This is a genomic window from Alteromonas macleodii, from assembly GCF_903772925.1.
Taxonomy (GTDB): domain Bacteria; phylum Pseudomonadota; class Gammaproteobacteria; order Enterobacterales; family Alteromonadaceae; genus Alteromonas; species Alteromonas macleodii_A.
The window spans coordinates 1,985,915-1,999,322 of record NZ_LR812090.1 but is presented as its reverse complement, the minus strand read 5'-3'; the positions used below and the strand labels follow the sequence as shown (position 1 = coordinate 1,999,322).

At 44.2% G+C, this 13,408-nt stretch carries 8 protein-coding genes; 2 read left to right on the top strand and 6 right to left on the bottom strand.

Annotated features, from left to right (window positions below; translation table 11 throughout):
* Window positions 1–35: 35 nt before the first annotated feature.
* The 5 genes from PCAR9_RS08615 to ahpC all read right to left on the bottom strand — a co-directional run bounded on the left by PCAR9_RS08615 (window position 36) and on the right by ahpC (window position 6,871).
* A complete protein-coding gene (locus PCAR9_RS08615) occupies window positions 36–1,550 on the bottom strand; it encodes a PepSY-associated TM helix domain-containing protein (protein WP_179983238.1) in 1,515 nt (504 codons plus the stop codon).
* Window positions 1,551–1,560: 10 nt separating this feature from the next.
* On the bottom strand, window positions 1,561–2,097 hold the full coding sequence (locus PCAR9_RS08610) for a hypothetical protein (RefSeq protein WP_179983237.1): 537 nt from the start codon (window positions 2,095–2,097) through the stop codon (window positions 1,561–1,563).
* 9 nt (window positions 2,098–2,106) lie between these two features.
* Window positions 2,107–4,269, bottom strand: a complete 2,163-nt coding sequence (locus PCAR9_RS08605; protein WP_179983236.1) for a TonB-dependent siderophore receptor — start codon at window positions 4,267–4,269, stop codon at window positions 2,107–2,109.
* Window positions 4,270–4,548: 279 nt separating this feature from the next.
* Window positions 4,549–6,138, bottom strand: coding sequence for an alkyl hydroperoxide reductase subunit F (gene ahpF / locus PCAR9_RS08600; RefSeq protein WP_179983235.1), 1,590 nt, complete (start codon window positions 6,136–6,138; stop codon window positions 4,549–4,551).
* A gap of 175 nt (window positions 6,139–6,313) precedes the next feature.
* Window positions 6,314–6,871, bottom strand: coding sequence for an alkyl hydroperoxide reductase subunit C (ahpC, locus tag PCAR9_RS08595; protein WP_461851522.1), 558 nt, complete (start codon window positions 6,869–6,871; stop codon window positions 6,314–6,316).
* 300 nt (window positions 6,872–7,171) lie between these two features.
* On the opposite strand from ahpC, the gene PCAR9_RS08590 reads away from it, so the two are divergent.
* Window positions 7,172–8,500, top strand: coding sequence for a DUF2252 family protein (locus PCAR9_RS08590; protein WP_179983233.1), 1,329 nt, complete (start codon window positions 7,172–7,174; stop codon window positions 8,498–8,500).
* A 319-nt stretch (window positions 8,501–8,819) separates the two neighbouring features.
* Entirely contained in the window at window positions 8,820–11,405 is a 2,586-nt protein-coding gene (locus tag PCAR9_RS08585) for an ExeM/NucH family extracellular endonuclease (RefSeq protein ID WP_179983232.1), read from the top strand.
* 170 nt (window positions 11,406–11,575) lie between these two features.
* Here the strand turns inward: PCAR9_RS08585 and PCAR9_RS08580 are convergent, their stop codons facing one another.
* The gene (locus tag PCAR9_RS08580; protein WP_179983231.1) at window positions 11,576–13,261 is read right to left on the bottom strand and encodes a response regulator; all 1,686 of its coding nucleotides are present in this window, start codon (window positions 13,259–13,261) and stop codon (window positions 11,576–11,578) included.
* Between the last annotated feature and the right edge of the window lie 147 nt (window positions 13,262–13,408).

Below are 13,408 nucleotides of genomic sequence, written 5' to 3'. Positions count from 1 at the left end.
GCTGTACTTTCGCCCCTTGATAATTACTTTAAGGTTTATGCGTTAACACTCGTTCCTCGAGCTTCTTCATTTGTGTCTTCTTTATTTCTGTCGCCTCGATTTACCTCGCTAAGGCCACCGCCAACATAATAGCCGCGAACGTTTTCCACACGTTTAAATAGCACAGTAGCGCGGTATAAGCTCCAGATCACGTACACAGCCATTGGTATATTTAGCTGAAGTGATGCAATAGAAAGCGCAGCACCTTGATGTACGGCAGCATAAGTGGCTAAAAGTACAAGTACACTTAACCCAGATATCATCAACCACACTGGCTTTGTCAGCGACTTTACTGCCACGGTCACAGCCGTATTGAATAACATTAGGCACCAAAATACGGCGATAAGAGAACCGGCAAAAAACATATCAACGGCTGCGGTTAAAGCCAGAGCGCTAACACTGCCCCAGACTATGGCGTACCAAAGCCTGCTCGCCAAAGGTGGGTGTGCTTTTTTAGACAGCCAAATTTCCATACCAGAAACACAAAGCATGGTTAGCATAATGCCCAACACTAAGTAGAACCACTTGCTGGTTAGGCCAGCAAAATCACCAAAATGCAGTCGGTACATGGCCCATACAAGCTGCTTGCCCCATTCTCCATCTTCGTAGCCAGCATCACCGATATAGTTTCCGGCAGTATCGAAACGATAGCCTTCAGCGTAAATCATGCGGTTTGGCGCTTTCGCATAAATTTCAATAAATTGCTCTGGCTCACCGACTTCATGTACGGTTAAGAATATCGGCGACTTTTCAGGCGCAAGCGTTTCCATTTGCGCGAAGGCTTTTCCAATAGCGGGTTTACCTTCTTGGGGTGTTAATACGGGGTCCGGTGTGAATATTTGATCAACAACTGCATCCCTGTCGCCGCCATAGTTGAGTGAAGCCACGACCACTAAAATAATGCCCGCCATGCCGAAATAGGCACCCGTAATCCCTATAATTAAATGAAACGGCGCAGCCCACAGGCCAAAGCGATTGTGCAAGTCTATCTGGGCCTGCTGACCATTACCGCCTCTTCTCAGTTTGAATGCATCTTTCCCTATTCGTTTATGGGCAATAATCCCTGTAATAACTAAGGTACAAATAATGGAGCCTAGGGCACTGACTAAAATCATTCCCCAGCTATGCGGCAAATTTAAGTATAAATGTAAGTCCACCAGCATTTGCGTAAAAGACACGCTTTCTTCTTCCAGCAGGTTACCTTCGCTATCAGCAAAATACGCTACATGGTCGTTTTCAACCACCAACCGTGGAATATCGGATGTAGGAAATACAACAAAGAGGTGGTGAGACTCTTCGGTATGTTCGGCTAGGAAGCTATCCATCGCCTTTTCAATCGCCTGTGGAGAAACATTTTCCATCTCTTCAATATGAGGCTGTTCCCATCTTTCAAATTCTAGGTGGAATACGGCAATCGTACCTGAAAGGCATACTAAAAAAAGCAGTACACTCAAAAACACACCAACCCAAGTATGTGCATTTAATGCATTTTGTTTTGTAACTTTATCCATTGATATTCACCTACATGGGTAAGAAGATAAGTATTGGTACACAAGTCGCAGACAATGCTGCGTAAGCACCAATGACTTTAAATTTGTGGGCGGTGGCAAGATAGTGATAAACGAAAAGCCCCCACAACACTGGCAGTAGAACTGTACCCGTAGCCAACTGGCCTGCGATGGAAAACGGAAGCAGCGCGCATACGCCTAGCGTTATTAGAACGCTAACAACCAAGAGAACAACCAGTACCACGAAATAGTTTGCAACATTTGCCAATACTGTACCTCGTGCGAAGTCAAAGCTTCTCGGCTGAGGTACGTTTTTGGGCTGTGGCAAAAACGTTTGATTTAATGCGATGAATGGCCAGACTAGCATTGCAGGAATACACAACGCATATAACACGCCAAACTCCCAACCCTGCGCTTTAGACCAACACACTGCTGACGCTAGCCATACGACTAAGCCTAAATAAAGATAAGTTGAGGCTTGCTCACGCCAACTTTTATAAACAACCCCTAAGGCCGCGAGTGTTAAGCCACCTGCTGCAACTGTAAGCATGATCTTTCCTTAAAACGAATAGGTAAGCGACGCGTTTACTGTTCTACGTACACCTGGGAAACAATCCCCTCTGAACAAACACGACGTTAGGTACTTCTTGTCCGTAACGTTTCTAACATTCAGCTGCAAATTCACGTTACTCGATAGCTCGTACGCCACCATTAAATCGCCCAATGTATAGCTAGGTGTTTCATAACGAATTGTGCCATTTTCAGAGACCGATTCGCCGACATAGCGAACACCTGCGCCTATGGTTAAAGCCTCCAGCTCAAGGGGAGAGTAATTTACCCAAAGCGACGCATTGCTGTCTGGCTGTGCTGATAACGAGAAACCGTTAGGGTCTTCTGCATCCATAACAGACGCAGCGAATTGCGCGGTTACTTCGCCAAAGTCTAAACGCCCTTCCAGCTCTACACCTTCGATGGACGTAACGCCCTGCTGCTGCGCGGCTTCATCTGGTAAACCATTTGGATTAGGAAGGTTAGACACTTCAATATCGTAATACGCTAGCGTTATAAAACCCGGAATAGCAGATAATTCATACTTAATACCGGCCTCGTATTGTCGACCTTCTTCAGGCTTAAGCTGATTGTTGTCGTTATCCAGTCCCACCACAGTTTCGAATGACTCAGCATAGCTAAGGTAGGGAGAGATGCCGTTATCGAAGCGGTATAACACGCCAGCCGAGTAAGAGGTTTGCGTATCATCTTGTTCTGTCACGCCGGTATCGTTGTCAACGCGGTCGTGACGTAGCCCCAACGTCATCCGCCAGTTTTTATAAGTAACCTGGTCTGATAAATACAGCCCTGTATCTGTAACAGTTTGTTCCGGCGCATCGTTATAAATTGAATCAAAAACTGCTAGCTCTGGCGCACCTGTATACACAGGGTTGGCTAAATCTAGAATGTATCTAAAGTCACCTTGTAATACACCTCCACCAGCGTAATAAGCTGAGTTAGCGTCTGTTTTAACATTTTGGTATTGCACACCCGCTAATAATTCGTGCTCAAAAGAACCCGTTGCAAAGGGCTTGTTTACTCGAATATCAAAAGCGTGTTGATTAAACGTGTTGTCCGCCTGGTAAAAGGTTCTTGGAACAAAGGTATCAGTAGGCGCAACAGGCGCTCCTACAAAGGCGTTTAGGTAGCGAGTACCACCGGTAAAAGTAGGCCAGGCCTGGTGATAGTCTGCCTCGCCATCTCGCCATAAGGCGGTAAATGAAAGTGATGTGGTATCGTCAATTAAATGCTCGCCAAGTAAGGTAACCTGATTTGACGTAGTATCGAATTTATTAAACCCTGGCTCGCCTGCGTAAACGTCTTGATCTGGCAGATAGGTACCATCCGCCAAAGGTAATAGTGTGCCTTCAACAGGAATAAACTGTGCCGCCGTATCGCTATCGGTATCCTGAAATAAGCCAATTAATGTTAACGTTGTATCATCTGACGGCATAAAAGAAAGTGAAGGCATAAGCACTTGCGTGTCATCACTGACATAATCAACCTGAGAGTCGGCATTTCTATAAATACCGACAAAGCGCCCTACCCACTTATCATCCTCAGATAGGCTACCGTTTACATCTAAGCCAATTTGCGCCCGGTCGAAACTTCCGTAAGACAATACAACTTCACTTCCCTTACCTAACGTGGGTGTCTTTGACACATAGTTCATGATGCCGCCCGGTGAGCCTTGTCCATAAAGCACAGAAGCTGGCCCTTTAAGTAGTTCAACCTGTTCCATTGTGTAAATTTCAGCGCGCGTTGAATTGTAGCTGCCGAACAACTCTTGAATAGAGTCGCGATAGCGAGGAATACTTAACCCTCTAGAAGATATTGAATCAACCCGAGTGGCGTATCCGTAAGATTCACCGGTAACACCCGCCATATAAGTCGCTGATTGGGATAGATTTAAAACGCCTTTTTGCTTTAAGTCTAATGCCGTTTCAATGGAAATTGTACGGGCGAGTTCAACGATGGGCGTATTAGACTTAGTCGCACCGAAGGGGGAGCGCGTGCCGAGTACCTCTATCTTTTCAACCGCAATTTGCTCTGTCGTTGATGCCTCGTTGCCACTTTCCTGCAAAGCCTGTGCAGCGTTAATGTCGCCTTCCTGGGCATTGGCATAAGACACCAATACAGCTGTTACCGCTAAACTAAGTAATTTTTTGTTCATGTCGAGTGCTGTCTTCTAATTATTTTGTTATGTCTCGCCCGCTCACCAATCTGAAAATAACGAGTGCTGAGTGGCTAACTTGTACTTTGGTATAATTTAACAAAATATCATACAAATGATAACCATTTTTATTACCAATATTGAATACAAATGGTCAAAAATGAAAATCGCAAAACACCCTTTGATATAAGGTAAAGTTATCGCACACAAAAAAGCCGAACTAACTGAGTTAGTTCGGCTTTTTTACATATTTGAGTTAAGCGCTAGATACTAAACGTATTAAGCAGCTTCGCTCTCGTCTTCAGTTTCAACCACTTCATGGCTAAGCAGGTATTCAAAGGCGGCTAGTGACGCTTTAGCCCCCTCGCCCATCGAAATAACGATTTGCTTATAAGGCACTGTTGTTACGTCACCCGCAGCAAAGATACCAGGCTCAGAAGTATGACATTTAGTATCAACAATGATTTCACCATACTGCGTCATCTCTACCGTGTCCTTCATAAACTGGCTGTTCGGTACAAGGCCAATTTGAACAAATACACCGGCAAGTTCGCGAGTGTGAACTTCATTAGTTGAACGGTCTTGGTATTCAATCGCGTTCACTTTGCCATTCTCGGCCGTGATTTGACGTGTAGCCACATTTTTAATAATGGTAATGTTGTCGCGTTTTTCAGCTTGGTCGATAAGTACCTGGTCCGCTTTAAGTTCCGGCATAAATTCAAATACCGTTACTGATTTTACGATACCTGCCAAATCTAGTGCCGCTTCAATACCTGAGTTACCACCACCAATAACTGCAACATCTTTACCTTTAAAGAAAGGACCATCGCAGTGCGGGCAATATGCTACGCCGTTACCTACGTTCTCTCTTTCACCGGGGACACCCAGTTCTCTCCAACGTGCGCCGGTTGCGACAATAACCGTACGGGTGCGAATTTGCTCGCCTGAAGAAAGCGTAATAGTTTTGATATTACCTTTTTCAATGCTATCGACGCGCACGTGCTCTTTAAGCGTAATGTCGTAATCGCGAACGTGCTCCATTAGGTTGCCTACAAGTTCAGGCCCTGTCGTTTTGGGTACAGAGATTAAATTTTCTATACCCATAGTGTCTTTAACCTGACCACCAAAAGTTTCAGCAACAATGGCTACTTTAAGGCCTTTACGTGCACTGTAAATTGCAGACGCAACACCCGCTGGGCCGCCGCCAATAACAGTAACGTCTTGAAGCGGCAATGCGTCGCCTTTATTTGCCTCTTTAAGGCTAGGGTCGCGCTCGATAAGTTTATTGATAAGTACTGAACCATCAACTTTACCGTTCGCGAATAGCTCGCCATTAAGGTAAACGCTAGGTACACCTTGAATGTCGCGCTCTTGAATTAGATTTTGATATAGCCCACCGTCGATCATTTCGGTCTTGATATTAGGGTTAATCAAAGCGAATTGATTAAGTGCCTGTACGACCTCTGGGCAGTTGTGACAGCTTAAGCTGATAAATACTTCAAAGTTAAGTGGTTCTTTAACGGCTCTAACCAATGTTTGAACACTATCATCTAGCTTAAGTTCAGTGCCTGCTGCGTGCAGCATAGCAAGTACAAGTGAGTTAAACTCATGGCCACCCGGAATACCTGAAAAACGAATTCCAGTATCTTCACCGTCAGCTTCTAATAAAAAGCTGATAGCGCTGCGTAGTTCACCATTAGTTTCACGTTCTTCTACGTTTAGTTTTTCGCTTACTGAAGCAATGTCGGACAGAAACTTCACAAGCTCTTCGCGCTTGCTATGTTCACCGGTCTGTACGACAAAGGTTACGTTTTTTTGCATTGACTCAGCATATGATTTCAATGCTTGTAAAATTTCTTTAGTTAACACGGTTGTTCTGCCTTATTTTCGACACGCCGATCCCCGCCAACCCTACAATAGGTCAACAACATAAGCGGAAATTGGAAATTAACATCAGGGAGTGGAGACCCACTCCCTACAAACTATCGTCCTAACACTTTTACTTACAGTTTATCCTGCTGTGCTAGGAACTAAGCGGTGCTGCTTAGATTTTGCCTACTAGGTCAAGAGAAGGAGCAAGTGTTTCTTCACCTTCTTTCCATTTCGCTGGGCAAACTTCACCTGGGTTGTTTGCTACGTATTGAGCAGCTTTAACTTTACGTACTAGGTCGTCTGCGTCACGACCAATACCTTCAGAAGTGATTTCCATTGCTTGTACGATACCTTCTGGGTCAACAACGAATGTTGCACGGTCAGCAAGACCCATAGTTTCGCGCATACAATCGAAGTTACGCGTGATTTCGCCAGTAGGGTCGCCAATCATTGCAAACTTGATCTTGTTGATCGTGTCTGAAGAATCGTGCCATGCTTTGTGAGTGAAGTGTGTGTCAGTAGATACTGAGAATACTTCTACGCCACGAGACTGAAGTTCTTCGTACTTATCAGCGATGTCACCAAGCTCAGTTGGGCAAACAAATGTGAAGTCAGCTGGGTAAAATACGAAAACTGCCCATTTACCTTTGATGTCTTCGCTGCTTACGTCTACGAATTCGCCGTCTTTAAATGCAGTCGCTTTAAAAGGTTTGATAGCAGTATTAATCAATGCCATGTTTAATTCTCCATTTGGTTTAAATTTTCCGGATGCTTAATACATACGGATACAAACTTTACGTTTATTTTGTCGACATGGTTTTGCAGTTTTGTGAAGATATTCACTTGTTGCGAAATCCATGTCTCTCGAAACTGGTGATAAGAATAGCGCGCATCACTTAAAAAAACTAATTGGTAAATATGAATCGCTTAATCAGGTTATTGAATTGAACGATGAAAATAAAATCAATTAGCCAATCGGCACGCGATACAATCCTGTTTATAGCCTTAGTACAAGCAGCGTGAGGAACATATGACAAATACCCGAATTCACCTTATTTCAGAAGAAATAGAGCGTATTGATAATTACAAACCATCGCGAAGCTTGCCAAAACATATAAAAATGGCTACCAGCCCGTTTGTATTTTATCGAGGCAGCGCTCAGTTATTCTACGCAGATATCAAAGCGGGTCTGATTAATTTCCCCAAAGAGTGTGATTCTATACCACTTACCAGCGTGATGGGCGACTGTCATACTTCCAATTTTGGTTTCCTTACCGAAGAAGGCTCTCACGGAGATACAGTAATCTTTTCTCCCAATGATTTTGATGATGCATGCGTGGGCAAAGCACATTGGGACATACTTCGCTACCTCACCTCATTGCGTCTTGCTCAACTGCACTGTAGCGGTATCGTGGAAGGTAGATATTCAGGGGAAGGCATAGATACCACTAAACCCGTAGTCACTCATCAGCAAGTTATTAGCGCGCAACACGCTTTTATTAAGCACTATGTGGAAACCTGCGACCGTGTAGTAAATAATGCTAAGGTGATGAACGAGGCAATAGACTATTGCCCTAATGCTGTGCCAAGTAAGCTTACAAAGCTTTATAAAAAGGCAAAAGCCCGTAGTGCGGGCGGCGAGGAGTTTACAATAAAAAGTGCGCTTGCCAAAGCGGTGAGTTTTAACGGCACGAGGCTGGGCTTTAAACCCAACAGTGATAAATTCGAAACCCTAAGCGAGGGGGAATATAAAACATTACACGAAGCGTTTGCTCCTTACATGGACGATTCTATCGTAGATATTGTTAAACGCCTGAACGCAGGGACCGGCTCCGTAAATATGGCGCGCTATTACTTTTTAGTCGGGCCGTCTAAACCACACAATGAAAAGAGTTTTGCGCATTGCCATATTGTAGAAGTTAAACAACAGCGTAATGCTGCACCTCTTCATTACTTCCCTACCGTTAACCCTGTCAACCGTCTGAACGCTGCCCACCTCACCGCACGTTGCCAACGACGAATGCAAAGAAAGCCTGACCTTGTTCTTGATGAGGTAAAATTCAAAGACGCTCATTACCTAATTCGCTCAAGACATCACGCTAAAGTGGGTGTGGACCCTCAAGATATTGCAATGGGCAAGAAGGCCCTTAACGGGGGCTTTGAATATTTTGCACAATTATGCGGTTATAGCTTGGCACTGGCTCATTGTCGTGGAGATAGAAGAAGCACGCGGTTTGCCCAATCAGCCTCAAATGCCTTTTCTCAATCAAGAGATTTGCTTGTGAAAATAGCAAATCTTTATGCAGATCAAGTCGTTGATGATCACGCTTTATTTTCCCGTCACCTCGAATCAAATTAAAACAATGCTGGCTGTAATAAAAAAGTAATACGCGCTCATAAAATGTCTATAGCGTTATTTAATGGTTAGGTAAGGCTACAAAAGCGATTTAACAGGTTAAGTAAGTTTACTCATACTTCCTATACTTTTGTTTTAATTAAGTTATTTTAAAAACAGCTTGAATAAGATTAAGTTATTTCTATTAATCATAAACTTCCCTACGGTAGAACAAGCAATACGAAAGTTGCTCGTCACAGGGTGCTCTGCTCAAGCAGACTTTACAACAAAAATACTAGTACCTGTGATTTAAAAAATAATGAAACTACAAAGGGAAAATGACGTGAGAACATCATTAACTTTACTATCTGCAGGAATAATCTCTGCACTTTCTTCTACCGCTATTCAAGCCAACGATTTGGTTATAAGTGGTGTTATTGACGGGCCATTAAGTGGCGGTGTTCCAAAAGCTGTAGAACTTTTCGTGGTTAACGATATTGCAGACTTATCTACCTATGGTATTGGTGCAGCGAACAACGGTGGTGGTACAGATGGAGAGGAATTCACTTTCCCAGCTGGCACGTCTGCAAGCGCTGGCACTTATATCTACGTAGCATCAGAAATTGATGGATTTACCGCGTTTTTCGGTTCTGCACCAGACTACGATACATCGGAGTTAGGAATTAATGGTGACGATGCTATTGAGCTTTTCAAAGATGGTAGCGTTATCGATACGTTTGGTGATATTAACACCGACGGCAGCGGCACCGCATGGGAATACTTAGATGGTTGGGCATACCGTTCGTCTGGTCAATCGGCTAATGGCGGCAGTTTTGAAGCATCTAACTGGACTTACAGTGGCGTCGACGCACTTGACGGTTCAACTACAAACACAGATGCGGCGACTCCCTTCCCGTCCGGTACATTCACCACCGAAGGTGGCGGTGATGACGTTGTAGACGTACCAGAAGAGCCTGCTGTTGAGCTCGGCATTTGTGGCGCAGACGCAACACTTATCAGTGCTATTCAAGGCAGCGAAAGCAGTTCTTCTGAAGTAGGCAATAGCGTTATTATCGAAGCTATAGTTACTGGCACCCGTGCTGACGGCTTCTTTGTACAGGAAGAGGCGTCTGATTACGACGTTGACGATGCAACCTCTGAAGGTTTGTTCGTAGACGGCAGTGTTGATGTTGCCACCGGTAATATCGTTCGTCTTTATGGTGAAGTGGAAGAAAACTACGGCATGACAACCCTTGCCATGGATAGCGATGTTGCTGCACTTGATTGCGGCACCGCAGATGCTGTTGCGGCAGTAGAGATCGCTATGCCGTACGAACTTGACCTTGAATCGGTTGAAGGTATGGTTGTTAGCGTGACTGATGCGACAGTAACAAGCACAAACAACCTTTGGCGCTTCGGCGAAATCGTTGTTAGTGACTCGATTAAACGCCAACCAAGTGATGTGGCAGCGCCATTGTCAGATGCTTACACAGCGGCTGTTGAAGCAAGCGAAACAAGCCTGCTTACTATTGAAGATAACAGCAGTTCTCAGTACCCAGATGCACTGAGTTTCTTCCCTACTTTCAGCTACGCTAATGCTATTCGCATTGGTGATTCGGTTTCTGCTGCAGGTCCACTAAACTACAGCTTTGGTACTTACAGAATTAACCCTAGCGACATTATTGAAGTCACTTCAACACGTGAAGCAAACCCTGTTGTTACAGAAGGCAACTTATCAATTGCTACTTTCAACGTGCTGAATTACTTCAACGGTGAAGTGGACGCTAATGGCGATGTAACCTTCGACTATGATGAAAATCGCGGTGCGGACGATGCTGTGGCATTTGAACTACAGCAAGGTCGTATTGTAGAAGCCATTGTTAACTTAAACGCTGACGTTGTTGGGTTAATGGAAATCGAAAATGATGGTTTCGGTGAAGACAGCGCGATACAGGCTCTAGTTGATGCTATTAACGCAGAACTAGGTGAAACTGAGCAATATTCATTTGTTGCTACAAGCGATAGTAGCGAAATTGGCACAGATGCTATCACTGTAGGCCTTTTATACAAGGCTTCTGTAGTAACGCCAGAGGGCGACGCTATTATCGTTGATATGCCAGTACAACAAATTGACGAAGATAGTCTTGCACAAATGCGCCCTAGCCTTCTTCAATCTTTTGTTCACACAGAAAGTGGCAAGTCGTTCCTAGTTTCAGTTAACCACTTTAAGTCTAAGGGTTCGCAGTGCGCTGAAGACATTGCCGAAGCGCCGTCTGAAATTACTACAATTCAGGGTAGCTGTAACGCGTTTCGCGTATCGGCAGCGGTTACATTAGGTAATGCTTTGAGCGATGAAAATCTGCCTGAGCGTAAGATAATCTTAGGCGACTTAAACGCGTACAGTGCTGAAGATCCTGTGGCTGTACTTACCGACTATACACCTGAAGATCGCGGTTACACTATTTCCACTGCAGTAAATACAGGTATGGATGACGGTGCATCTGTGGAAGTTGAATCTAGCTTTGGCTATCACAATTTAGCTGAAGAGTTCGATGCAGAAGGCTTCTCATATTGGTTCTACGGTACCGAACAAGTAGGTAGTTTGGACCATGTTTTAGCAAGTGAAGCCATGCTTGAAGACGCTATTGATGGTGCACACTGGAATATCAACTCAGTTGAAGCCTACCAGCTACAGTACGACCAAGCGCTTCGTTATTATGCTGATGAAGACGGCTACGCGTTCACTGATGTGGGTCCATTCAGAAGTTCAGACCATGACCCGTTTGTTGCAACTTTCGATCTGCAAGCGGATGTAGTTGACGATGAAGAAGACGATGACGACAGCTCAGGTGGCTCAATGGGAGGAATTCTTGCTCTGTTAGCCGCAGCAATTGGCTTTCGCCGTCGTGCTACTGTTGCTAAAAAATAACAGAAGAAAGGATTAAATCCTTCTTGAATTAAAAAAGCTGCCTTGAAATTCAAGGCAGCTTTTTTTTAGATTTTCATTTTGCCGTTGTGTGTACATGATTAGCGGCGTTTAAACTTTTATCTAGCCCTTTATAATAGCTTCGCAAGCTTTAGAAAGGACAACATTCCAAACTACGCTTTAGCGACAACCACGCCGACTAAATCGGCCGCATTAGTATCATCCACTTCAATGCCAATTCGCGCGATATACTGATCTCTTTTTTCCGCTTGGGTCGCCGATAACTCTTCAGAACAAAGCAATTTGGCAGCACGCTGCGCCGAATGCATTTGTTCTTCACTTAGTCCACTATCTAGATGCATTTGAGTAATGACTTTAAGCAAGCTTAACGCGATCTGTTTGTCTTTGGGTGACAAGGTCAAGGCCTGTCTTAAATTGTTATAAGCGGGAATAAGGCGATTTTCTTTGTAATTTACAGCCGCCATCTGCTTAAGCTCTTTAGTAGTAAACTGAATTTCCGTACGCTCAATAGACTCTTGATTCAAATACTCATTAACCACTTGTGAGGTAAAAGTATCACCTTCTATCTGCTTTCTCAGTTTATCTAAAATGCTGACACAGTGTTCACGCATGCCTAACTCATGGAAGGCTTTCATCTTATCTAAACTATCTTCCATTGACAGTCCATCAGTAGACGCTGAGCGATCCTTCATTAACTTTTCAGCCTCACGTTTCTCGTCTCTAAGACATAGTACTCGGGATTTAACCACATCCATTTGCTCAGCAAGCTGACTCTGCATGCCTTTCTGCTGCCTAAGCTCTTCAAGCTCACTTTCGGCGCGTTTAAGGTACTTGTCACCTTCAGCGTTTCCTAAGCTTGTAGCCAAATCAATGGTAGAGCGAATAACATTGAGCGTAAGTTGAGGGGAGTCATGAATAGAATTTTTAGCAAACTTTGCCATATTCTGCACGGCAGAAAGCTGGCCAGCTTTATCATGATTGAGCCTGGCTAGGTCCCACAAGCGCTTGTTTCGCTCGATATTACGGGGCGCAAGCCGGCTTGCCTCTTTCATTTGCTCGTAAGCAATATCAAACTGCTCTTTTTCAATGAAGTATTGTGCGAGCAAATCGAAGGTTAAAAACCGAGTATCGGGCCGCTGGAGTAGATCATCAACCAGTAACTGTGCTTCTTCTAGTTCATCTTGTCGCAATAAGGAACGCGTGAGACCAATATGAACCCAGGCATGGTCCATACTCTGTAGTAGCGTTCTAAAGTAATTTTCTGCCGTTTCATAGTCCCGTAACTGCAGAAGACAATCACCAATAAGGCGTTTTATTCTGGTGTGGTACTCTGAAAGCGAGGGATCTTTTAGTTGTCGCTCAGCATAATACATCGCCGTTGAATAGTCGCCAGCATGCATGCAATGCAGCATTTTATGCAGTTTCAAGCGAACTTGTATTAGGTATTCTAAGCGCGCTTCGATCTTATTGCGCTGTAACGGTTTAACCCAGAAATCATCCGGCTGCAGTTCTACAATACAGTTAACAAGTTCAGGTGATGTTTCGGCACTAAGGAAAATGACCGTTGTGGTATCGTTAATGTGGTTGAGGTGCTTAAGTTCTTCAAAAAGATGAAAGCCATCTTTATCGTGACTTACGTTAAACGCTAGTAATACAAAGTCATACTGCCTTGCCTCGCATAATCTCTTGGCATGGAACGCGTTGAATGCACTACTAACGTTTTTAATCCCTATTTCGTGTAATGCTGAAGCAACAACATCGTGAACTAGCCCCTGGTTATCGATAACCAGCACATGCAGCTCTTCTCTTGGGGTGGGGGCAGGTATTTTTTCCAGCATTAACCAATCACTTCTTACATCTTTTCCCTAAGCGACACAATAGCGTCAAGACGGCCTATTGTGGACAACACTATGCTATCGTTGTGAGGTAACCATCAAATACAAAGCCTGTTTACTTACCACTAAGCTTCACGGACTACTCGAATT

Bases quoted from the DNA above. Each gene is read 5' to 3' on its own strand.
- PCAR9_RS08615 (WP_179983238.1), bottom strand. From the start codon at position 1,550: ATGGATAAAGTTACAAAACAAAATGCATTAAATGCACATACTTGGGTT.
- PCAR9_RS08610 (WP_179983237.1), bottom strand. From the start codon at position 2,097: ATGCTTACAGTTGCAGCAGGTGGCTTAACACTCGCGGCCTTAGGGGTT.
- PCAR9_RS08605 (WP_179983236.1), bottom strand. From the start codon at position 4,269: ATGAACAAAAAATTACTTAGTTTAGCGGTAACAGCTGTATTGGTGTCT.
- PCAR9_RS08590 (WP_179983233.1), top strand. From the start codon at position 7,172: ATGACAAATACCCGAATTCACCTTATTTCAGAAGAAATAGAGCGTATT.
- PCAR9_RS08580 (WP_179983231.1), bottom strand. From the start codon at position 13,261: ATGCTGGAAAAAATACCTGCCCCCACCCCAAGAGAAGAGCTGCATGTG.